Origin of the sequence: Micromonospora sp. NPDC005220 (assembly GCF_040607895.1) — a bacterium.
Classification (GTDB): Bacteria; Actinomycetota; Actinomycetes; order Mycobacteriales; family Micromonosporaceae; genus Micromonospora.
The window spans coordinates 37,494-58,187 of sequence record NZ_JBEXHP010000007.1 but is presented as its reverse complement, the minus strand read 5'-3'; the positions used below and the strand labels follow the sequence as shown (position 1 = coordinate 58,187).

Sequence of the window (20,694 nt, the reverse complement as noted above, 5' to 3'; positions counted from 1 at the left end):
CGATTGTCAAGCGTTCACGCTCACCAGCGGTGCAGATAGCTGCAGTCCAGCAGAGCGGCGGCCCCCTGGACCGCCTCGAGGTCCCGCCGCGCCCGCTCGCGGCCGAGGTTCGTCGCCCAGAGCCCGTCCCGGGGCAGCTCGGCGGCGAGCTGCCGCAGGGAGCAGCCGCGCATCGGCTCGGGCAACCGGGCCAGCGCCGGCACGGCATCGGCCGACAACCCGGACACGTAGTCGACGTCCAACCGGCCGGTCTTCAGATACCGGTCGACGTTTCGGTCGGCGATCAGGCGATCCGGGTTGAGCACTGCCAACCCGAGCAGCGCCAGCACCGCCGTGCCGACCACCAACCGGGGGAGCCAGTCGGCCCGCAGCAGCACCACGGCCACCCCGACCAGGACGAAGAGCAGCCCGAGCCAGAGCTCGACGGTCGACACGACGAGTCGGAGCCGGGTCGCGCCGTACGCGTCGGTGTAGACCTGCATCCGGTAGAGCGCCGAAGCGACGATCACCAGACTGAGCGCGGTGAGCGTGCCGAGCAGGACGCGGACCAGCAGCCGGTCCACCCGGGTGGCCTTCGGTGCCCGGCGGGCGGCGATGGCGATCACCAGCAGGGTGAGCGCGGTGACGGCGAGCAGCTGCCAGAACCCGCCGCGGGCGTACTGGGCGTAGGTGAGCCCGGCCGTACGCAGCACGTGCCCCGCGCCGCCGAACAACACCGTCAGCTGGACCAGCACGAACACGGCGAACAGGGCGTCGAGCAACACCAGCGGGAGGGTCCACTCCAGTCGGTGGACCGGTCGTGACGGCGTCGGTCGCAGACCCTCCAGGTCCGGTGGGCGGCTGATCAGGTACGCGCCGCCGAGCAGACCACCGCCGATCAGGAGCAGCCGGATCACCCAGCCGATCACACCGGTCGGCGAGATGGTGGGCAGCAGACCGCCGACCAGGTTGGCGAAGACCGCGTCGGCGGAGGAGAAGAGCAGCCCGAACAACGTCAGCAGGACGGCGGACACCGCCAGGCTGGTGAGGATGCGTCCGAAGCCGATCCCGGACCCGGTCGGGCGGGTGTCGCGTATTCCGCGTGCCGCCCACGGCAGCGCCCGTACCGTCGCGGCCGGCGGCAGCGTCGCGGCGACCAGCATGCCGAGCGGGCTTCGCGCGCCGGTCACCGCGAGAGTCCCGGTCACCGCCGCCGCGAGCAGGCAGAGCACGAAGAGCCAGCCGGCGGCCCGGACCGTGCCGACGGCTGTCAACGCGACCGTCGCGGCGGCCCAGATGGCCTGCGCCGCCCGCCCCGGTGCCCCCGTGGCACCGGGACGGGCGGTGGCCGCCTGGACGGTCGGCTCGGGCGCAGCGGTCGGCCCCGGCGGAGCCGTTGGTGCCGCCTCGCCGGCCGGTGTGATGGGGTTCGCCGCCGGGGACGACATCCCGGAACGGACGACGCTGGCGTTGACGAGGGCGGCGGTGACGGCCAGCGCGGCCACCAGCCAGCCGAGGCCCGGACGAACCATGGTGAGCACCGAGGCGCCGACCGCTGCCGCCACCGTCAACGCCGCCAGCACCATCGGACGGGCGGCGTCGGAGGGTCCCGGCCAGCGCCGCGCGATCATCGATGGTGGCCGAGGCGCTACCGGTGCGGCCGGAGCCGCCGGGGGCCGACCGGTCGTCGGCGCCGGGCCGGGCTTGACGGTCGGCGCGACCTGCACAGGCCCGGTCGGCCCGGTGGCCGGGAGGGGGGTGCTGCCAGGGCTGGTCATGCGGCCTCTTCTCGGTATCGCCCGTCGCACGGGATGGTGACCTGGATGCGGCAGCCGGGCCGCTCGCCCCGGTGTGGTCCGGCTGGGTCGAGGACACCGATCCGACCGCCGTGCAGTTCGACGACCCACCGGGCGATGGCCAGGCCGAGCCCGGTCCCGCCGCCGACCGACCGGTCGCCGCGGGTGAACCGTTCGAACACCCGGGAACGCTCGGCCGGCGGGATGCCCTGGCCCTCGTCGCTCACCTCGAAGCGGAGCTGGTCGCCGTACTCCTCGGCGCTCACCCGCACCGTGCCACCGGGTGGGCTGTGTCGCGCCGCGTTGTCGAGCAGGTTCGCGAAGACCTGGTGCATCCGCCACGGATCCGCGTGCACCGTCAACGGTGCCGGCAGGTCACGGAGCTCGAAGCGCACGTCCAGGCCGGCGCCGGACGCGCTGGCCGTGGCGTGCTCCACCGCCTCGTCGAGGAAGTCCCCCACGTCGATGCGTACCCGCCGCAGCGGCACCACCCCGGCGTCGAGTCGGGACAGGTCGAGCAGGTCGGCGACGAGATGCCCGAGCCGTTCGGTCTGGGCCAACGCCGAACGCAGCGCCGCGGGTTCGGGGTCGGCCACCCCGTCCACCATGTTCTCCAGCACGCCCTGCAACGCCGTGATCGGCGTACGCAGCTCGTGCGAGACGTTCGCGATCAGCTCGCGGCGGCGCTGGTCGGCGGCGTGCAGGTCCTCGGCCATCTTGTTGAACGCCTGGGCCAGCTCGCCGACCTCGTCGCGGGAGGTGGCACGCACCCGACGGGTGTAGTCACCCCGGGCCATCGCCCCGGCGGCAGCCGTCATGTCCCGCAACGGCGAGGTCATGCCGTGGGCGAGCACCTGCGAGGTGACCAGAGCGATGCAGATGACCGTGATCGAGGTGCCCGGTGGCAGCCAGCCGATGCCGTACCAGAAGTACCCGATGGCCACGGCCCAGGAGGCGACAAGCAGCACGCCGAGCTTCATCTTGATCGAGCGGACCGGGTCCAGCGGACGGGGCAGCACCCGGTCCAGCCACTCCACCAGCCGACCGGTCACGCGGGCACCTCCAGGGCGTACCCGACGCCGTGGACGGTCCGGATCAGGTCGGCGCCCAGCTTGCGCCGGAGGGCCTTCACGTGGCTGTCGACGGTGCGGGTGCTGGTGCCCTCGGCCCATCCCCAGATGTCGGCGAGCAGCCGTTCCCGGGGTAGAACCGTGCGGGGCCGCCCCGCGAGGTGCACCAGGAGGTCGAATTCGGTGGGCGTGAGGTGCACGTCCGCGCCACCACGGCGAACCCGCCGCTCGGCTTCGTTGATCTCGATGTCGCCGAGGCGGATGGCGGGCCGCGCGGGAGTCGCGGCCCGTTCGACACGACGCAGCAGCACGTGTACGCGGGCAGCCAGTTCCCGCATCGAGAACGGCTTGGTGAGGTAGTCGTCCGCGCCGACGGCCAGCCCCACGAGCAGGTCGGTCTCGTCGTCCCGGGCGGTGAGCATCAGCACCGGCACCGGCCGGTCCGCCTGGATCCGGCGGCACACCTCCAGGCCGTCGAAGCCGGGCAGCATCACGTCGAGGACGACCAGATCGGGCTGTCCGGCGTGGAACTGCGCGACCGCGCTGGGCCCGTCCGCCGCGATCTCCACCGTGAAACCCTCGGCCCGTAGTCGGGCGGCGATGGACTCGGCGATGGTCCGTTCGTCCTCGACCACCAGTACCAGGCGTTCGTTCATGGGTCCTGACTGTAGGGAGCCGCCGTGGAGATCAGTGGTTTGCGTTGTGAATAACCTGTGGAGAACCGCTCACCCCTGTGGATAACTCCGGAACCAGGCCGGCTGGCGTGTGGGAACTCCCGAGGCTCGTTGTGGACAACCGACCGAGCTGTCAGGGTGGTCCGGTAGAGAGGAGGTGTGACGGTGACCAACCCTGCCCGGCCCGGCTGGGGCGACGCCTGGACGGTGGACGACCTCCAGAGCCTCTCCGAGGACGACCAGGTCTACGAGATCTTCGACGGGAGCCTGCTCGTGTCCTCCCATGCGGACGTCTTCCACGGCGCGGTCGCCAACCGCCTCCGCCGGATCCTCGACCGGCAGGCCCCGGACGGCGTGCTCGTCGGTCAGGACATCGGGGTGAGTGCGAATCGCTCGTCGTACTTCGTTCCGGATCTGTTCGTCGCTCGCGAGAGCGCACTGGACAGCGGCGGCGCCGCGCTCGACCCGGCCGATGTGCTCCTCGTCGTCGAGGTGATCTCCCCGAGCAACGCCGGCCGCGACCTGGTGCTCAAACGGCACGAGTACGCGGCCGTCGGCATTCCGCTCTACTGGCTGGTGGAGCCCCGCAAGCAGACCCTGACCGTGCTGGTGAACGGCGCGGGCGGCTACCGCGAGCAGGTCCTCCTTCCGGCCGGCGAGGTCTACCGCACCGACCAGCCGTTTCCCCTGACTCTGTCGCTGGTCGACATCTTCTGACCTGTCGCCCGGAACCTTTCCTTCCGCCCAGGAGTGGGACAGGTGAAGGGAGGTGGTGTTGGTGTCCGACGGGAACCTGATTGTCGAGCTTTACACCGGCTGTTTCCGACGCCTGGTGGTCCAGCTCTACGCGGTGACAGGCGATCTGTCCGAGGCGCAGGAGGCGGTCCAGGAGGCGTTCACCCGAGCGCTGGCGGCACCCGGTCGGCTCGCCCGCCTCGACAACCCGGAGGCGTGGCTGCGTCGGGTCGCGGTGAACGTCGCCCGTAGTCGTCACCGGCGGCGGCGGGTGTTGGACGGTCTGCTGCGTCGGATCGGTCCGCCGCCGGAGGTCGCCGACCGTTCACCGGAGCACCTGGCGCTGCTGGCCGCCCTGCGCGGACTTCCCGAGGGGCAGCGGCACGCATTGGCCCTGCACTACCTGGTCGACCTGCCGATCGGTGAGGTGGCGGCGACACTCGGCGTTTCGCCGGGCACGGTGAAGTCCCGGTTGTCCCGGGGTCGGCAGGCGCTGGCGACGCTGCTCACCGAGTCAGAGATCAGCGAGAGCACGAACATCGGGAGGATCGATGTCCGAACGTAGGTTCACCGGCTTCGACGTCGACACCATCGCCGACGCGGTCCGCCAGCCACCCTTGGACGATATGCGGACGGCTGCGCGAGCCCGCCGCCGACGGCGGGCCAGCGGGGTGGCTCTTGTTTTGGTTGTCACACTGGCCGGCGTGGCGGTGTCGCCACTGTTCGGCAACACCGGCCAGGGTGGATGGACCGGTCCTGACCAGCCGCCGATCAAGCCGGACCGCGGCGGCGAGTTCTTCCTGACCGGGCCGGAGTCGGCCGTCGTAGCGGGCGTGTGGGACGCCGACGCGGGTTGCTCCACGGTGCGGTTCCGGCACACCGACGACGGCGGGCGGAGCTGGACCGATGACGAGACGACCCGTTACCGCACCAGCCAATGCGAACAGGACGAACAGGGACATCCGCAGAGCAGCCCGGAGTTCTCGGTGCTCGGCCAGCGCTCCTACCTGGTCCGGGACGGCGACCAGCTCCGGCTCTCCACCGACTATGGCCGCACCTGGCGGGACGCCGATCAGGCCATGGTGACGGTGCCGTCCTTTCCGGCGAGGGCGCAGCCGGTCTTCTGTCCGTGGGGCCGGGGCTGCGGGGCGCTACGGGAACCGGTGGCGGTCTCGTCGACGGGGACGGTGTACCGGCTCGCCGGCAAGCCGCCGTCGCCCTATCCGCCCGCGAGCATCTATCCGAGTGCGGACGGAACAATCTGGGTGACCTACTGGCCGGGTGACATCGGCGTCATGGTGGTGGCCCGGAGCGTGGACCGGGGAGCCACCTGGACCACCTGGCGGCCGCCCGAGGGAGCGGACGTGATCGCGATAGCCGGGGTCAGTGCACAGGAGGCGTACCTGCTGATCGCGCCGCCACCACCGGCCGGTGCCCAGCCGATGGAGGTCGAGGGCACGTCGCAGTTGCTGCGTACCACGGACGGAGGGCGAACCTGGTTGGACATGGGCACCGACCTGCCGAACTCGTTGGAGACCCGGGTCCTCGTCGTCGGCTCGGGCGGCTCCCTGCTGCTCGTCGAGGCGGGGAACATGCAGCCCTCCAGCAACAGGTCCAAAGCCATGATCGGCCTGGATGCCGGACGACACTTCAAGACGGTCCGCGAGTACGACCGACGCGACGGGGGCGTCGGTGCCGCGCCCGGATACGCCTGGCTCTACGGCCGGGACGACATGACGACCGGCGGTGCGGACCACGTGCAGTTGACCGGCGACGGCACATCCTGGACGCGCTTCCCGCTCCCGGACTGAGCGCCGCCGGACGTGCGACGGGGCCGGTGAACTGCCACCGGCCCCGTCGACAGGGCATGGATCTTGGCCGTCACTCCAGGCCGACGCGCTCCGGGCGGGCCGAGGCGGAGCCGAGCCAGGTGTGCGGGTTGCCGTACCAGCACCAGCCCAGCTTGGGCGCGCCCTGACTGATCCACAGCGCCGGCACCCGCTTGTCGCCGCAGCGGGAGCCGATCAGCGAGAAGCACCTGTTGCTCGCCAACGAGGCCGGGTGCAGCGTGATGAAGGCGAGCCCCTCGTCGATGCTGAGCGGCAACCGGCCCTGCGCGGTGATCCCCTCCATCGCCGTCACCGGGGGCAGGTTGCGGAACTCCTCGCCACGGTCGACGTCGAAGAGCAGGTACGCCGGCCCGGCCGGCACCTCCAGCTCCTTGATCGGGTCGAAGCGGGGCAGGTCGTCCTCGGCGTAGTTCCGGTCGACGACGCCGGGCTTGCGCTTGCCGGCCAGGGTGGTGAGCTGCACCCGTTCCGGCACCCCGATCAGGTCCCGGGTGATGACCAGCAGGAACGGCACCCGGGCGTCGGTGGGGGCGGGCAGCCCGGCGGTGCCCTCGACCGCCCTGGCCCGCAGTGGTGCGACCAGGTCGCGGAAGGCGCTCTCGGTCAGCCCGGCGAGGGTGGGGTAGCCGAGCTGCACCAGGCGGTCGAGTTGGCTGTCGAACTCGGATTCGGCGTCGAACGGGGTCTCGGTCACGGCAGGCCTCCCGGAAGTCGTACGGACTAGCGTACAACGTACGGTAGCGCTGCTTCCATTCCTGGCTCAGCGACTCCAATCCTGCTTCGCGGCCCTGACCAGCTTGTCCTTCAACTCCCGGGTGTGCCGCCGACTCACCGGCAGCTCGGTGGAGTCGATCACCACCACGTAGCCGGAGTTGACCAGCCGCAACTCCGCGATCAACTTCAACTGCACCAGGTACGACCGGTGCACCCGGACGAAACCGGCATCCGCCCAGCGCTCCGCGAGCGTGGCAAGCGAGACCCGCACCAGGTGCGACCCCTCCGCGGTGTGCAGGCGGGCGTAGTCGCCCTGCGCCTCCACCCACCGCACCGCCGAGCGGGGCAGCATCCGGGTGGTCCCGGCCAACTCGATGGGGATGGTCGGGTCCTCCTCCGCGCGGGCCAGCGCCGCCGGGTGCGACGGCACCACCCGTGAGCCGATCACCCGTCGCAGCGACTCGGCCAGCCGATCGGCGCGAACCGGTTTCCGCACGTAGTCGGTGGCGCCCAGATCGAAGGCGTCCACCGCACCGTCGTCGTACGCGGTGACGAACACGATCGCCGGCGGCCGGGCGAAGCGGCGCAGCACCCGGGCCAACTCCATGCCGTCCAGGCCGGGCATCCGGATGTCCAGGAAGACCACGTCCACGTCGCCGTCGCGCAGCAGCCGCAGCGCCTCGGTGGCATCCCCGGCCGTGTGCAGCCGGGCCACCCGGGGGTCGGCCCGCAGGTGGTACGCCAGCTCGTCGAGCGCGGGCGGCTCGTCGTCCACCGCGAGCACCCGCAGGAAGCCGGTGGTCACGACCCTGCCCGTACGCCCGGGTGGAACTTCGGCACCCGCATGCTCACCTTCGTGCCCGAGCCCAGCCCGGTCTCCACGACCAGGCCGAACCGGTCACCGAAGACCGAGCGCAGCCGCTCGTCGACGTTGGAGAGGCCGACGTGCTGGCCCGTGTCGTCGCCCGGGTCGCCGGTGCCGCGGGCCAGCTCGGCGATGCCGGCGGTCAGCGTGGTCGGATCCATTCCCACTCCGTCGTCCTCCACCGTGATGTGGCATTCGGCGCCCGCGTCCCGGGCCTCGATGCTCACCATGCCCGTGCCCGGCTTGCGGGACAACCCGTGGCGAACCGCGTTCTCCACCAACGGCTGGAGGCAGAGGAACGGCAGCGTCACCGGCAGCACCTCCGGGGCGATCTGCAACCGCACCTGCAACCGGTCGCCGAACCGGGCCCGCTCGATGGTCAGGTAACGGTCGATCGACCGCAGCTCCTCGGCGAGGGTGGTGAACTCACCGTGCGCCCGGAACGAGTACCTGGTGAACTCCGCGAACTCCAGGATCAGCTCCCGGGCTCGCTCCGGATCGGTGCGCACGAACGAGCCGATCGCGGTCAGCGCGTTGTAGATGAAGTGCGGGCTGATCTGCGCCCGCAACGCGCGGACCTCGGCGCGGGCCAGCCGCTCCCGCGACGAGTCCAGCTCGGCCAGGGCGAGCTGGTTGCCGGCCCAGTGCGCCGTCTCCAGGGTGGCCTGCACCAACCCCGGGGGTGGTGGACTGTCGGCGACCGCCACCAGCGCGCCCACCACCCGGCCGTCCGCGCCCAGCAACGGCGCGACCACCGCCCCGCGGATCGGGCAGTCGACCCGGTCGCAGTGCAGCTCCTGCTCATCCAGCACCGTCGAGCGGCCGGTGACCACCGTCCGCTGGGCCGCCGCGAGCAGTTGCTCCCCGTGGTGCGTGCCGCGCCCGTCGAGGGCCAGCAGCCGGTCGGCGTCGGTGAGCGCCAGCCCGGCCGCGCCCACCAGCGACCGCAGATGGCGTACGGCCTTCGCCGCGCCCGCCTCGCTCAACCCGGTCCGCAGCGGCTCGGCGGCCAGCCCGGCGGTGTGCAGCACCTCGTAGGTGGCCCGCTGGGTGGCGGTGGCGATGCCACGGCGGGCCCGCAGTCGCAGCACCGCCAACAGGGCGGCGGTCAGCGCGGTGACGAGGGAGACGACGCCGACCACGGCGGAGAGGTTGGCAGCCACGCAGCGATCCTTGCCCCTGCCGGCTCGTCCGCCAAGCCCTCAGGGCTAGTACGACAGCCGCCGTTCGAGATCATGGCTGAAGTTCGAGGTCGAGGCGGCGTGTGTAGTGGGCTTGTCGGGCTCGGGCTTGATGGCGGCGTCGCCAGCCTGACCAGTGCAAACGGTGGGCGAGGTCGCTGATCGGGCGGATGAGGCAGGCGTTGATCAGGCGGCGGATCTCGTTGACGGTCAGCTTGATCAGCCTGGTGTCGCTGGGCTCGTCGTGGGCGTCGGCGGCGCAGATCGTCAGGACGGCGAGGGCGGCCAGTGCGAGGGTGGTGAATCGGTGCCAGGAGTCCCAGCGGCGGACCTGGTGCTGGTCCAGGCCGACTTGGCCCTTGGCGGCTTGGAAGGCTTCTTCGACGGTCCAGCGGATGCCGGCGACCCGGACGAGCTGGGCGAGGGTGGCCGGTCTGGGAGCCCAGCAGCGGTAGAAGGCCAGCTCACCGGTGGTGGTGTTCTTTCTGATCAAGATGCTGTGTCGGCCGCCGTCGTCGGGGTCGGCGTCGGTGCACACGTCGTCCAGCCAGGCCCAGTCGTAGAAGCGCGGGCCCTTGGATCCGGCGCCGGCGCTGCGGCGCTGCCACGCCGAGGCGGGTAAGTCAGCGGCGATGTGGTCGGCGCGGACCCGGGTCTTGCCGCCGTCGATCGGCACCAGGTGACTGCGGGACACGGCCAGGACGTAGCCGATCTCGTGTTCGCGCAGGCCCGCGCGGAAGACACTACTGTTGCCGTAAGCCTCGTCCGCGGCGGCCCAGCTGGCCGGCACTCCGGCGTCGAGGGCCGCGGTGATCATCTGCGCGGCGAGTTCCGGCTTGGTGGCGAACCCGATCTCGTCGGGCACGCCGGCAGCCTGGCAGCGATCCCGGTCCTCGGTCCACGACGCCGGCAGATACACCCGCCGATCGATCAGGGTGTGCCCATCGGCGCCGGCGTAGCCGAGGAACACCCCGACCTGGCTGTTCTCGATCCGCCCCGCCGTGCCGGTGTACTGCCGCTGCACCCCGACCGTGTGCATGCCCTTCTTCAGGTCACCAGTGTCGTCAACGACCAGGACCGCGTCCGGGGCACCGAACCGGCCGGCGATCAACTGCCGTAGGTCGTCGCGGACGGCGTCGGCGTCCCACACCGCCCGGTACAACAGTCGCTGCATCGCATCTGGGCTGGCGTGCCCGGCCTGCTCAGCCAACTGCCAGCACGTCTTCACCTCAAGGTCAGCCAGCAGCCCCGTCGCGAACTGCCGCGCCGCACGACGCGGCTCCACCCGCCCGAACCGGCCCGCGAAGCACCCCAGCACCTCACCCAGCACCCGATCCCACCGAGCAACAGCTACGCTGTGGCACGCGGCCACCGCCAGATCTGAAGTTATGTCCACAACGTACAGACGATCACGCGGTGGCCGCCTCGCGTCCACCGTCAGCGGGGCCGTCGGCTCGGCTGAAATGGACGCTGCACCTGCCAGATTTTACAACGTGTCATACGCCTTATCGGCACTTCGGGCTGCTGCGTTTCCTTGATTTTCTTCTGCGAGGCCCGCCGATAGGAATACGCATCCCGTCGCTGTCACGACCAGGAAGAGCATGGCGACTCCCCAGAGCCGGTGGACGGGCATCGTGAGGAGAGCAATCACTGCAGCGATGAGCAGGAGCAGTAGTCCGCCCCGAGTCTTGGCGTTAGACATAGTGGCGATCATATCACCTGCGAATTAGGGCGACCGAGGGTCAGCGCGCTTGACGCTGACCCTCGGTCTCAGTCTACCGGGTTTGCTACAGGTAACTCGCTGTGGTGGACTTCCTCAGCTTGCTACCGCCGTTCGAGTAGCTAATGCTGAAGAGGCCCCATGCGGCAGAGGCAGAAAAGCCGGGCGAACCGTCCTGGTTGTGCTCGAACTGGAATTGCGCCCCGAGCTTGGTCGAGCCGCACCCACTGGCGCCGGTCTTATTGAACGTCGCCTTAAAGTAGCCGTTATCCGTCAGCAGCTTGAAGCCGCTGACAGTATCACGAATTCCGAAGATGGGGCTTCCGTTCACGCCGCCATCGTCGATATAGGTCGCGCTCGTGTGGTCGGCTCCGGTGTAATCGGCGGCCTTCCTCGTCAGTGCGCCCGTGCGGAAACAGCCGCCGCCGCCGAGGTTGGTCTGGATGGTGGCGACGTCGTCCGGAGCGCTACCGTTGACGTAGTTGTCGCGGAAGTTCCAGGAGCCGGTGACCACGCGGTTGGTGTTCAGATCGTAGTTCAGCGTCATGGCGACGCTGAACGCATCCGTCGGTACCGCGAGCACACCGAAATCAGAAGGCGCTGACTTTGCGGCGGCTTCCCGCGATGCGAGGACCGTCTCGGCTTCAGTCGAGGTGAGGTCTCGATCGATTCCGTTTACACGCACCTGCATCGGCGGAAGGCCGTACTTCGTCAGAAGCTGGTCGATGCCTGTGTAATCCGTTGGGTGCTGACTCTGGTAGGCGTCAATCTCAGCCTGAGCGGCGATTCGCCAGTCTTGGGCGTTTGCCACCGTGTGCCCGGTAGTTGAAACTGCGATTGCACTGAGCACGGCAACGGCAGTCCGCACTCCTACAGAACGGTAATTCACTCCCCAGTCTCCCTACTATTGACGAGACGTAAGGGCTATTCCTGCACGAGACAAGTGCCCGTCTGAGCTCTACGTTAATAGAGTGTGACGTGCCTTGCCTCCGCGCAAATGCCCCCGTTGGAAAGATCTAATCTCATTCACGTAACGCTGTCAACCAGCCACTTTAAGTGATTGTTGGTCGTCACTGACCGTTCCCGAGAGATGTAAGTCGACTTGTCTGGTTTGGTGTTCGTTGGGCAGCAAGCGAAGGCAAATTCCCTAAGAATTTGAGGTTGGCAAACCGTGGCAGGCTTTCACGGATTGTTACATCCGGATCTCGCAAATCACGGATAGTTACTACGGTCAACCCGGTGGTCATCTCTCCGCTAGCTAGTAGGGCAGGGTTGAGGCCCGGGAGTCAGGCGGGACGAGGTGGCGACGCGACCGCCGTGTACGCCGATGTCTTTGCTGGCCCTCAGCTCCACTTGGTGGGGCGGGTGTAGCTGCGTCCGGTCTCGGGGTCCGCGACGATGCTGGGCAGCTGGGCGTCTCGTAGGGCTTGCTCGCGGATGAAGAACTGGCCGAGGTCGCCGATGCTGGTCAAGTGGCTGGATGCCTTGGTGTTGCCGGGCGGCATGGCGAGGTAGATCCGTTGGGCGGGGTTGACCGCCCGCACTGTGGCCAGTGCTGGGGCGAGGTCGGTGTCGGCGCTGACGAGCAGGGTGGTGTCCGCGATGCGCAGGGCAGCGTCGGCGACCATCATCGCGCCGAGTGCGACGTCGGTCCCCTTCTCCTCGTAGCTTCTGTACTGCCGGCCGCAGCCGCAGCTGTAGCTCTGTCCACAGCGGCGGCAATCCTTGATCGTCCGCTCCTTGAATCGCCCGAGGTGCACGGTGAGCAGCCCGCCGTTGCGGATCTTCATGGCCTCGATGTAGCTGGTCTGGTTCTGGGCGGCGGCCGGCTCATTTTTGACGTGTATGGTTGGTCCATACGACGCCGAGAGATACGGCAGGAACGGCCCCCCAACGGGGGCCGTTTTTTTGTCCGGATTGCCGTTCGTCACCTTATCGCTACTGTCCGACGGCCTCGACCCGGCCGGCTATCGGCTGCGTGAATACCGGTGGCTTCGAGCCCCTTGCCGCAGGGCTAGTACGCGCCCTTGCGGGCGAGCACCACCCCGACGGTCCGCCACAGGATGCTCAGGTCGTACGCGAGGGACCAGTTGTCGACGTAGTAGAGGTCCAGGCGGACCGACTCGTCCCAGGACAGGTCGGAGCGGCCGGAGACCTGCCACAGGCCGGTCATGCCGGGGCGGACCAGCAGGCGGCGGCGGACGTCACCGAGGAAGTCGCCGTCGTCGGCCGGCAGCGGGCGGGGCCCGACCAGCGACATCTCGCCCCAGAGCACGTTGATCAGCTGCGGCAGCTCGTCCAGCGAGGTGGCCCGCAGGAAGCGGCCGACCGGGAAGACCCGCGGGTCCTCCTTCATCTTGAACAGCATGCCGTCGGTCTCGTTCCGGTCGACCAGGCTGGCCAGCCGGTCCTCGGCGTCGACGTACATGGTCCGGAACTTCCACACCCGGAAGGTGCGCCCCTCGTGCCCCACCCGGGGCTGCCGGAAGAAGACCGGCCCACGGTCGGAGACCTTGATCGCCACGGCGATGGCCACGAACAGCGGGATCAGCAGCAGCAGGCCGAGACCGGCGGCGACCCGGTCCATCAGGTTCTTGGCCAGCAGCGCCGGCCCGGAGAGGGTCGGTTCCTCGACGTGCAGCAGCGGCAGACCCTCGATCGGGCGGATGTGCACCCGGGGGCCGGCGATGTCGGTCAACTGCGGGGCGACCACCAGGTCGACGCCGGAGCCCTCCAACTGCCAGGCCAGCCGGCGCAGCTCGCCCGGCTCCGCGCTGGCCGACCCGCAGACGGCGATGGTGTCCCCACCGACCTCACGGACCAGGGCCAGCACGTCCCGCCCGGCGTACACCGGAACCGGGGTCGGCATGCCGCGGGCCGCCGCGTACCCGTCGGTGATGTGGATGGCGACGGGCATCAGCCCGGCGGCCGGGCTGCGGGTGACCGCCGCGTAGACCTCCAGGCACTCGGGCAGGGTGCCGACCAGCACCATCCGGTGCGCGGCCTGGCCGGCCCGCCGCCGGATGTAGTGCAGCGCCCACCGGGCCACGAAACGGCCCCACAGGATCAGCAGCAGCGCCCCGAGCAGGGCCGTGCCGACCGTCCAGCGGGACAACTCGGTCTTGGTGGCGAAGGCGAGGAACGAGACACTCGCGGCGACCGTCACCCCGGCCCGGATCACCCGCTTGAACTCGTCCGGGCCGAGCCCCAGATAGCGCCGGTCGTACGCCCGGTTGCTCCAGAGAATGACCACCCAGCCGAGCGGGAGCAGCAGAAAGGAGATCGTGTGGAACCAGGTCGGGTCCTGCTTGGTGCCGGAGAACCCGGAGGCGGCCTGGTCGAAGAGCTGAATCGCGATCCAGCTGGCGAACGCCGCCGCGCCGAAGTCGAGCAGCAGCAGGATCGCCGTGTAGGGGCGGTGCCAACGGGAGACACGGCGTCGCGCCCTGGTCCACGCCGACCGAGGGACACCGTTGTGGGACGGCGGCGTCGGCGGCTGGATCTCGAAGCTGTCGACGTGCCGCACGAGTCTGCTCCGGCCTTCGTTGGTTACCGGGCGCTGGAGGCTTGCCGTCACCTCACCCATGTCCTCCCGCATGACACGGGCCGCTCACTCGGCGTGAGGGCCCGGTCGCCCACCGTCCCAGTCTCCCACGTGGGCTCCGACCGGTCGCCGCCCCGAAGGAGATTGGCGACCGATGGTGCCGGCGGGATCTGGCCGGCTCCGCACCATTTCAGAAGCCGGGGACCGGGCCACTATACCGATGGATGCGCGCGTGGCGAGAACGGCGGACCGGAGCTTCCACTCAGTGAGGGCGATTCCGCTCCGTAGTCACGGAGTGGAATTACTCACCGTACGAGACGGGACAACCGACGGTCAGCGAGCGGCTTGCCGCCGGTCTGGCAGGTCGGGCAGTACTGCAGGCTGGAGTCGGCGAACGACACCTCGCGCACGGTGTCCCCGCACACCGGGCAGGGCAGCCCGGTGCGCGCGTGCACCTTCAGACCGGAGCGCTTCTCGCCCTTCAGCTCCGCGGCCCGCTGACCGAGGGACCGCTCGACCGCGTCGCCCAGGACCTGCCGGGTGGCGGCGTGCAGGGTGGCGATCTGGGCGTCGGTGAGCCGATCGGTGATCGCGAACGGGGACAGCTTCGCGGCGTGCAGGATCTCGTCCGAGTACGCGTTGCCCACCCCGGACAGCACCGACTGGTCGGTCAGCACCCCCTTGACCTGCCCCCGCCGGCCGCGCAGCCGCTCGGCGAAGGTGGGCAGATCCGCGGCGAGCGCATCGGGGCCCAGCTTGGCCACCCCGGGGACCGCCGCGAGGTCGGTGACCAGATACGCGGCCAGCTTCTTCTGGGTGCCCGCCTCGGTGAGATCGAAGCCGGACCCGTCCTCCAGGCGTACCCGCACCGCGATCGGGCCCTTGCCCGGCCGCAACGGGGTGGTGGTGGGGAACCCCTCCCGGTAGTGCAGCCAGCCGGCTCGCGCCAAATGCACCACCAGGTGCAGGTCACCCTCGAAGCGGACATCAAGGAACTTGCCGTGCCGACTGGCGTCGACGACCGCCCGACCGGCGACCTCGGTCGGTGCCGGCTCGTACGTTTTCAGGGCGCTGATCGCGGCGATCTCCAGCCGATCGACGCGCCGCCCCACCGCGCGCTGACGCAGGTAACCCGCGAGCGCCTCAACCTCCGGTAGTTCGGGCACGACACAACGGTAGCCTTCTTTCCCGTGAGAATCGTGGTGGCGCACAACCGGTACCGGGAAGCCCAGCCGTCCGGTGAGAACACGATCGTCGACTCGGAGATCGCTCAGCTCACCGCCGCTGGCGTCGAGGTGCTGCCCTTCATCCGCAGTTCGGACGAGATCCCGTCGATGTCGAAGGCGGCGAAGGCGCTGCTGCCGATCTCGCCGATCTGGGCGCCGCGCGCCCAGCACGACCTGAGCCGGCTGCTCACCGAGCACCGACCGGACGTTCTGCACCTGCACAACCCGTACCCCCTGCTCTCGCCCTGGGTGGTGCGGACCGCGCACCGGCACGGCGTGCCGGTGGTGCAGACGGTGCACAACTACCGGCAGGTCTGCTCGTCGGGGATCTACTTCCGCGACGGCGTGATCTGTCAGGACTGCAAGGGTCGGGCGCTGGGTGTGCCGGCGATCAAGCACCGCTGCTACCGCGACTCGGCGGCGCAGAGCGCGCTGATGGCGACCACCCTGGCCGTGCACCGGGGCACCTGGCGCTCGGTGGATCGGTACGTCGCGCTCACCTCGGCCATCGCCGACCACCTCCGCGACTACGGCATTCCGGACGAACGCATCGTGGTGAAGCCGAACTCGGTACCCGACCCGGGTCGGCCGGCGCCGCTCGGTGACGGGTTCCTCTACATGGCCCGGCTCTCCCCGGAGAAGGGCGTCGACCTGCTGCTGGACGCCTGGCGTCGGCACCCGGCGGGCTCGCTGGGGACGCTGCGGGTGGCCGGCGACGGTGAGCTGCGCCCCCTCGTCGAGGCAGCCGCCGCCGAACGACCCGACGTGGTCTACCTCGGTCAGCTCGACCGGGCCGGCGTGCAGGCCGCGGTCGAGGCGAGCGCGGTGGTGATCGCCGCCGCCATGTGGCATGACGTACTGCCCACCGTGATCATCGAGGCGTTGGCGAGCGGCCGGCCGGTGCTCGGTACGGCGTTGGGCGGCATTCCATACCTGGTCGGGGCCGACGCCCCGCACGAGCCCGCCGGCACCGGGCCCGCCGAGATCGCCTCCGCGGTCGCCGGGGGCGGCGGCTCAGCCATGCCGGCGGGGATCGGTCTGGGCGAGGCCGGTTGGGTGGTCGCCCCGGAACCGGCCGCGCTCGCGGCCGCCCTGCCGGTCGCCCGCGCCGGCGCGCCCGGGCTGACAGTGGCCGCCCGCGCCCGCTACGAGCGCATCTTCCACCCCGACGTCGTCACCAAAAAGCTCATCGAGGTGTACGCGGGCCTGGCCCGCACCCCCAACCACGTCTGACCGCGCGATCGCCGACGCGCCCCGCGCCCGCGTCCCCACGCGTCAGCACCCGCCGTCGCTCCGTGCCCCTCCTTCGGGGCCGACCTTGAGCGGGTGCCGTGCCGTGGGTCCTGGCCGGCCGGGGATCTGCGCGCAAGATCCGCGCAACATCAGGGATGTTGGGGTCTCCCACGGGCCGGAGGCAGCAACTTCAGGGAAGTTGAGCGGATTTTGCGGGCGGGCCGCCGGGCGGACGAGCAAGCGGGCGCGGGGGGACGGGTCTGGGTGGGCGAGGAGGTCAGCGTAGGGAGGCGCGGGCCGAGAAGGCGATGCTCGCGAGCAGGAAGCCGCCGTTGACGATGGTGAAGGCGACCATCACCCAGAGGACCAGCGCGGGGGCCACGGCGAGCACCACTGCGGCCACGAAGACCACCGCGCCGTAGTCGCGGACCAGCTTCACCAGGCGTACCGGCAGCGAGGTCGAGGTGACCATGCTGGCCGCGTTCGGGCCGGCCTGCATCACCGACGTGACCAGGTTGACCATCCAGGTGCCCGCGAAGGTCGCAACGAGCCAGGTCGGCGTGGACGGCTCCTGCGCCACGGCGGTGGCGGCCAGGGCCGCTACCAGGGCGATCTGCGCGGCCACGTCGCAGAGCACGTCGACCCGCGCGCCGGCCGCGCTGCCCTGGCCGGTCACCCGGGCCAGCTGCCCGTCCGCGCAGTCCAGCGAGTACGCCACCTGCCAGCCGATCAGCGCGAGCAGGCCGACCACCCAGGCCGGTACGTCCCCGTCGGCGACCGGGCCGGCGAGCGCCACCACTGTGACCGAGGTGGCCAGCCCGAGCACCAGGTTGGTGATGGTCAACGCGGTCGGTCGCAGCCCGAGCCGCTGGGCGACGAGCGCGAAGACGGCCCCCAGCCACTGGCTGATCGACTCGCTGAACAGGCCGCCGCCCCGGTTCACCCGGTGGAAGTCGGCGACGGTGGGACGGGGGTCAGCCAAGCTGGTCGCGGATTGCACCGGCGTAGTCTGCCAGCCGTTCCCGGGTCTCGGTAGGCGACAGTGCCAGGTGTTCGAGGATGGTGTACCGGTCCGGCCGGGTACGCGGCGCGAACTGCACCGCCTCGACGAACTGGTCGTCGGTGAGCGTCACCTCGGCGGGGAGCCGGGGCAGACCGTGCCGGGCGAGGCAGGCCGACATCTCACCGAAGCGGCGGAGGTCTCCGCGCAGCCAGGTGCAGAACAGCGCACCCAGCCCGGCCAGCTCACCGTGCGAGGCGGTCCCCGGAAAGAGCGCGTCGACCGCGTGCATGATCTCGTGGCAGCCGCCGCTGCACGGACGGCTGGTGCCGTCGACAGCCATCGCCAGGCCGCTGGAGATCAACGCTTCGGCGAGGACGATCACGAAGGCGTCGTCGCTCATGTCACCCGGGTGGTTGAGCACCGCTTCGGCGCCCGCCCGGGAGAGCGAGGCGGCCAGCCCGTCGACCGGCTCACCGCGTACCTGTCGGGACAGCTCCCAGTCGGCCAGCGCGCTGATGTTGCTGACCACGTCGCCGATGCCGGCCCGGTTGTGCCGGTCCGGGCCGCTCTCCACGAAGTCCAGGTCGACGATCACGCCGATCGGGATGTGCACGCCGTAGGAGCCCTTGATCCCGTCGGTGATCAGGCTGGCCACCGGGGAGGCGATCCCGTCGTTGGCGAGGCTGGTCGCCACCGACACCATCGGCAGCCCTCGGCGGGTGGCGGCGTACTTCGCCACGTCGATGGTCTTGCCGCCGCCGATGCCGACGACCGCGTCGTACGACCGGGAGCGCAGTTTGCCGCCCAGGTCGTCGGCGGCGTCAAGCGTCCCGCCGGAGACGGTGAACACGTCCGCCGAGCGCAGCGACGGTCGGATCAGCTCCGCGATCTGCGCGCCCTGACCCGGGCCGACCACCACCGCGACGTCGCCCCCGGAGGAGATCCGCCCGTCGGCCAGGATCGCGCCCAGGTCGGCGACCGCCCCGCGTCGCACGTCGATGTGCAGCGGGGTGAGGACGCTCCGAGCTAGTAGCGGCACGCGATCTCCCGCGCGCGGGCCAGGTCGGCGTGGTTGTCGACCTCGACCCATGGGACGTCACCGATCGGAGCCGCCCGCACCTCCCCGCCCCGGTCGGCGAACTCCTGGTAGCCGTCCTCGTAGTAGAGGTTCGGGTCGCGTCGCCAGGTCGCCTCCAGCGCGTCGGCGAGGGCGTCGGCGACCTGCGGCTCGATCAGCGTCGCGCCGATGTACTCCCCGTACGCCTCGCCCGGGTCCATGATCTTGGTGATCCGGGTGAGCTGGCCGGCGGCGTCGAAGGTGGTCTTCATCTCCTCTTCGGCCAGCGGCTTGAGGGTGTCCACGGCGAGCAGGATGCCCGGCCCACGCTCGGCGAGCAGGGTCTTCTCGATGCTCACCGGGTGCACGGTGTCGCCGTTGACCAGCAGCACCCCGCGCGCGAAGTACTCCCGGGCCAGCCAGAGCGAGTAGGCGTTGTTCCACTCCTCGGCCTTGTCGTTGTGCACCAGGGTGAGCGTGACGCCGTACTTCTTCTCCAGGTCCGCCTGGCGGGAGACGACCGCGTCCGCCGCGTAGCCGACGACGATCACGATGTCGGTGAGCCCGACCTCGGCGAGGTTGCCCAGCGCGATGTCCAGGATCGTCGTCTCGCCGTCCACCGGCACCAACGCCTTGGGCAGGGTGTCGGTGTACGGGCGCAGCCGTCGTCCCGCTCCGGCCGCGAGCACCATTCCGATCATCGCGACATCCTCCCTCGTCCTGCTCCCGTCACCGCTGGAGGATAGCCCCGGCCGGGTGGGCCGCTCCGGCCAACCGGGTCAGCCGGGCAACGCCGCCAGGTCGGCGAGCATCGTCAGGCGCTCCTCCGGGCTGAGCACGGCGTACGGGCCGGCGGCCCGCCGGTCGGTCTCCAGTTCGATAGCGAGCCGCTCGGGACCGGCCGGCAGGGCGGTAATGCTCGACGCGGTGTGCCCGGCGGCGGTCCAGGCGGCGGCGTGCGCGTCGGCCCGGTGGTGGCGCAGCGTGCCGAGCCGGTTGAGCAGCAGCACGCCCGACGGGGTGCCGTCCGGCTCGTACGGGGGCGCCAGCGCGGCGAAGGCCGAGCCGCCCGGGTCCCCCTCCTCGTCGGCCAGCACCAGGGCGTACGACAGCAGTCGGCCGAGCATGGCCACCAGCCGGGCCACCCGGTCGTCGTGCCCGGCCCACAGTTCCTCGGTGACCTCGGCGTGCACCTGGTACAGCTCGGCGAGGAAGGCGGCGCCGCGCTCGGTGGCGGAGAGGGCGCCGTCCGGGCCTCGGTAGATCATCCCGTGTGCCACCTGCTTGTCCACGGTCCGCCGGCAGACGACCGGGTCCTGGTAGCGGGTGATCGCCGCGAACCCCTGCCCGTCGACGGTGCCACCGGGCGCGGCCAGCCGGGTGCGCAGGTCGACCAGGAAGCCGGTCGCGGTGACTCCGCCGTAGCGCTGGGACAGTTCGGCGCCACCACCGTCCCGGCCGGCGAGGATGCCGGCGCGGAAGGTCCGGTCCACGGCCGGTGCGAGCAGCCCGGCGATCCGGTGGGGCGCCAGCGCGACGGTGTTCACAGACCGATCGACCGCAGGACGGCGAAGCCCTCCTCCGCGATCCGTCGGATCAGCCCGTCGTTGACGTCGCGGTGCTCGTCGAGCACTGCCACCTCGTGTTCGGCCAGCCAGCGGTACTCGGTGTGCTTGCCGGCCTCCAGCGTCGGGCGGTCGAGGTCACCGTCGACGCGGACCAGGAAGTCGTACTCGATCCGGGTCAGGCCGTCGTCGCCGACGTAGCTGTACTCGCCCACCTGGCCGAGGACGTGCGAGAGGACCCAGCCGGTCTCCTCGGTGACCTCCCGGCGCAGCGCCTCGTCGATGTCCTCGCCCGGCTCCAGGTGACCGCCGACGATGTCCCAACAGTTGGGAAAGAGGCGTCGGTGTGGTGAGCGGCGCTGGAAGAAGATGCGGCCGTCATGGTCGACGATCAGCGCGCCGGCGCAGCGCAGGGGCTCGGTGGACACCATCCGACAGTAGCCAGCGCCCGCAGCTTGTGCGATGCCGCTCTTGTCCCGGAA

The 20,694-nt window shown here is 70.5% G+C and carries 20 protein-coding genes; 4 read left to right on the top strand and 16 right to left on the bottom strand.

Features of this window, described 5'->3' with window-relative positions; genetic code table 11:
- Positions 1 to 20: 20 nt before the first annotated feature.
- The 3 genes from ABZU52_RS05090 to ABZU52_RS05080 all read right to left on the bottom strand — a co-directional run bounded on the left by ABZU52_RS05090 (position 21) and on the right by ABZU52_RS05080 (position 3,501).
- On the bottom strand, positions 21 to 1,757 hold the full coding sequence (locus tag ABZU52_RS05090) for a DUF4173 domain-containing protein (RefSeq protein WP_354969796.1): 1,737 nt from the start codon (positions 1,755 to 1,757) through the stop codon (positions 21 to 23).
- On the bottom strand, positions 1,754 to 2,755 hold the full coding sequence (locus ABZU52_RS05085; RefSeq protein WP_354969870.1) for a HAMP domain-containing sensor histidine kinase: 1,002 nt from the start codon (positions 2,753 to 2,755) through the stop codon (positions 1,754 to 1,756). The genes ABZU52_RS05090 and ABZU52_RS05085 overlap by 4 nt, the downstream gene beginning before the upstream one ends.
- A gap of 68 nt (positions 2,756 to 2,823) precedes the next feature.
- Positions 2,824 to 3,501: a response regulator transcription factor gene (locus ABZU52_RS05080; RefSeq protein WP_354969795.1), complete on the bottom strand. Its 678-nt coding sequence runs from the start codon at positions 3,499 to 3,501 to the stop codon at positions 2,824 to 2,826.
- Between the two features lie 183 nt (positions 3,502 to 3,684).
- Between ABZU52_RS05080 and ABZU52_RS05075 the strand changes: the two genes are divergently transcribed.
- From ABZU52_RS05075 to ABZU52_RS05065, 3 genes are all read left to right on the top strand, one after another.
- A complete protein-coding gene (locus ABZU52_RS05075) occupies positions 3,685 to 4,236 on the top strand; it encodes a Uma2 family endonuclease (RefSeq protein WP_354969794.1) in 552 nt (183 codons plus the stop codon).
- Positions 4,237 to 4,297: 61 nt separating this feature from the next.
- Positions 4,298 to 4,819 (top strand): sigma-70 family RNA polymerase sigma factor, encoded by a 522-nt coding sequence (locus ABZU52_RS05070; protein WP_354969793.1) that lies wholly within the window; start codon positions 4,298 to 4,300, stop codon positions 4,817 to 4,819.
- Complete coding sequence (locus ABZU52_RS05065; protein ID WP_354969792.1) at positions 4,806 to 6,065, top strand: hypothetical protein; 1,260 nt, start codon at positions 4,806 to 4,808, stop codon at positions 6,063 to 6,065. Before ABZU52_RS05070 ends, ABZU52_RS05065 begins: the two co-directional genes overlap by 14 nt.
- Positions 6,066 to 6,135: 70 nt before the next feature.
- On the opposite strand, the gene ABZU52_RS05060 is transcribed toward ABZU52_RS05065, so the two are convergent.
- The 8 genes from ABZU52_RS05060 to ABZU52_RS05025 all read right to left on the bottom strand — a co-directional run bounded on the left by ABZU52_RS05060 (position 6,136) and on the right by ABZU52_RS05025 (position 15,294).
- Positions 6,136 to 6,798, bottom strand: coding sequence for a DUF5701 family protein (locus tag ABZU52_RS05060; protein WP_354969791.1), 663 nt, complete (start codon positions 6,796 to 6,798; stop codon positions 6,136 to 6,138).
- A 66-nt stretch (positions 6,799 to 6,864) separates the two neighbouring features.
- On the bottom strand, positions 6,865 to 7,623 hold the full coding sequence (locus tag ABZU52_RS05055) for a LytTR family DNA-binding domain-containing protein (RefSeq protein ID WP_030487765.1): 759 nt from the start codon (positions 7,621 to 7,623) through the stop codon (positions 6,865 to 6,867).
- Entirely contained in the window at positions 7,620 to 8,846 is a 1,227-nt protein-coding gene (locus ABZU52_RS05050) for a histidine kinase (protein WP_354969790.1), read from the bottom strand. Before ABZU52_RS05050 ends, ABZU52_RS05055 begins: the two co-directional genes overlap by 4 nt.
- 70 nt (positions 8,847 to 8,916) lie before the next feature.
- Complete coding sequence (locus ABZU52_RS05045; protein WP_354969869.1) at positions 8,917 to 10,179, bottom strand: IS701 family transposase; 1,263 nt, start codon at positions 10,177 to 10,179, stop codon at positions 8,917 to 8,919.
- 472 nt (positions 10,180 to 10,651) lie between these two features.
- Complete coding sequence (locus ABZU52_RS05040) at positions 10,652 to 11,395, bottom strand: hypothetical protein (RefSeq protein WP_354969789.1); 744 nt, start codon at positions 11,393 to 11,395, stop codon at positions 10,652 to 10,654.
- 532 nt (positions 11,396 to 11,927) lie between these two features.
- Entirely contained in the window at positions 11,928 to 12,515 is a 588-nt protein-coding gene (locus tag ABZU52_RS05035; RefSeq protein WP_354969788.1) for an NYN domain-containing protein, read from the bottom strand.
- A gap of 83 nt (positions 12,516 to 12,598) precedes the next feature.
- Positions 12,599 to 14,170, bottom strand: coding sequence for a sugar transferase (locus ABZU52_RS05030; protein ID WP_354969868.1), 1,572 nt, complete (start codon positions 14,168 to 14,170; stop codon positions 12,599 to 12,601).
- A gap of 263 nt (positions 14,171 to 14,433) precedes the next feature.
- Positions 14,434 to 15,294: a DNA-formamidopyrimidine glycosylase family protein gene (locus ABZU52_RS05025; protein ID WP_354969787.1), complete on the bottom strand. Its 861-nt coding sequence runs from the start codon at positions 15,292 to 15,294 to the stop codon at positions 14,434 to 14,436.
- 24 nt (positions 15,295 to 15,318) lie between these two features.
- On the opposite strand from ABZU52_RS05025, the gene ABZU52_RS05020 reads away from it, so the two are divergent.
- Positions 15,319 to 16,587: a glycosyltransferase gene (locus ABZU52_RS05020; protein WP_354969786.1), complete on the top strand. Its 1,269-nt coding sequence runs from the start codon at positions 15,319 to 15,321 to the stop codon at positions 16,585 to 16,587.
- A 277-nt stretch (positions 16,588 to 16,864) separates the two neighbouring features.
- Here ABZU52_RS05020 and ABZU52_RS05015 read toward each other — a convergent pair whose 3' ends face one another.
- From ABZU52_RS05015 to ABZU52_RS04995, 5 genes are all read right to left on the bottom strand, one after another.
- Positions 16,865 to 17,587, bottom strand: coding sequence for a CDP-alcohol phosphatidyltransferase family protein (locus ABZU52_RS05015; RefSeq protein WP_354969785.1), 723 nt, complete (start codon positions 17,585 to 17,587; stop codon positions 16,865 to 16,867).
- The gene (locus tag ABZU52_RS05010) at positions 17,562 to 18,629 is read right to left on the bottom strand and encodes an iron-containing alcohol dehydrogenase family protein (RefSeq protein ID WP_354969784.1); all 1,068 of its coding nucleotides are present in this window, start codon (positions 18,627 to 18,629) and stop codon (positions 17,562 to 17,564) included. The genes ABZU52_RS05015 and ABZU52_RS05010 overlap by 26 nt, the downstream gene beginning before the upstream one ends.
- Positions 18,617 to 19,348 carry a phosphocholine cytidylyltransferase family protein gene (locus ABZU52_RS05005; RefSeq protein ID WP_354969783.1) on the bottom strand — a complete coding sequence of 244 codons (732 nt, stop codon included), beginning with the start codon at positions 19,346 to 19,348 and terminating at the stop codon, positions 18,617 to 18,619. The genes ABZU52_RS05010 and ABZU52_RS05005 overlap by 13 nt, the downstream gene beginning before the upstream one ends.
- A 78-nt stretch (positions 19,349 to 19,426) precedes the next feature.
- Complete coding sequence (locus tag ABZU52_RS05000) at positions 19,427 to 20,194, bottom strand: hypothetical protein (protein WP_354969782.1); 768 nt, start codon at positions 20,192 to 20,194, stop codon at positions 19,427 to 19,429.
- Positions 20,191 to 20,643: an NUDIX domain-containing protein gene (locus ABZU52_RS04995; RefSeq protein WP_354969781.1), complete on the bottom strand. Its 453-nt coding sequence runs from the start codon at positions 20,641 to 20,643 to the stop codon at positions 20,191 to 20,193. Before ABZU52_RS04995 ends, ABZU52_RS05000 begins: the two co-directional genes overlap by 4 nt.
- Between the last annotated feature and the right edge of the window lie 51 nt (positions 20,644 to 20,694).

Bases quoted from the DNA above. Each gene is read 5' to 3' on its own strand.
- ABZU52_RS05090 (WP_354969796.1), bottom strand. From the start codon at position 1,757: ATGACCAGCCCTGGCAGCACCCCCCTCCCGGCCACCGGGCCGACCGGG.
- ABZU52_RS05085 (WP_354969870.1), bottom strand. From the start codon at position 2,755: ATGAAGCTCGGCGTGCTGCTTGTCGCCTCCTGGGCCGTGGCCATCGGG.
- ABZU52_RS05080 (WP_354969795.1), bottom strand. From the start codon at position 3,501: ATGAACGAACGCCTGGTACTGGTGGTCGAGGACGAACGGACCATCGCC.
- ABZU52_RS05065 (WP_354969792.1), top strand. From the start codon at position 4,806: ATGTCCGAACGTAGGTTCACCGGCTTCGACGTCGACACCATCGCCGAC.
- ABZU52_RS05030 (WP_354969868.1), bottom strand. From the start codon at position 14,170: ATGGGTGAGGTGACGGCAAGCCTCCAGCGCCCGGTAACCAACGAAGGC.
- ABZU52_RS05005 (WP_354969783.1), bottom strand. From the start codon at position 19,348: ATGATCGGAATGGTGCTCGCGGCCGGAGCGGGACGACGGCTGCGCCCG.
- ABZU52_RS04995 (WP_354969781.1), bottom strand. From the start codon at position 20,643: ATGGTGTCCACCGAGCCCCTGCGCTGCGCCGGCGCGCTGATCGTCGAC.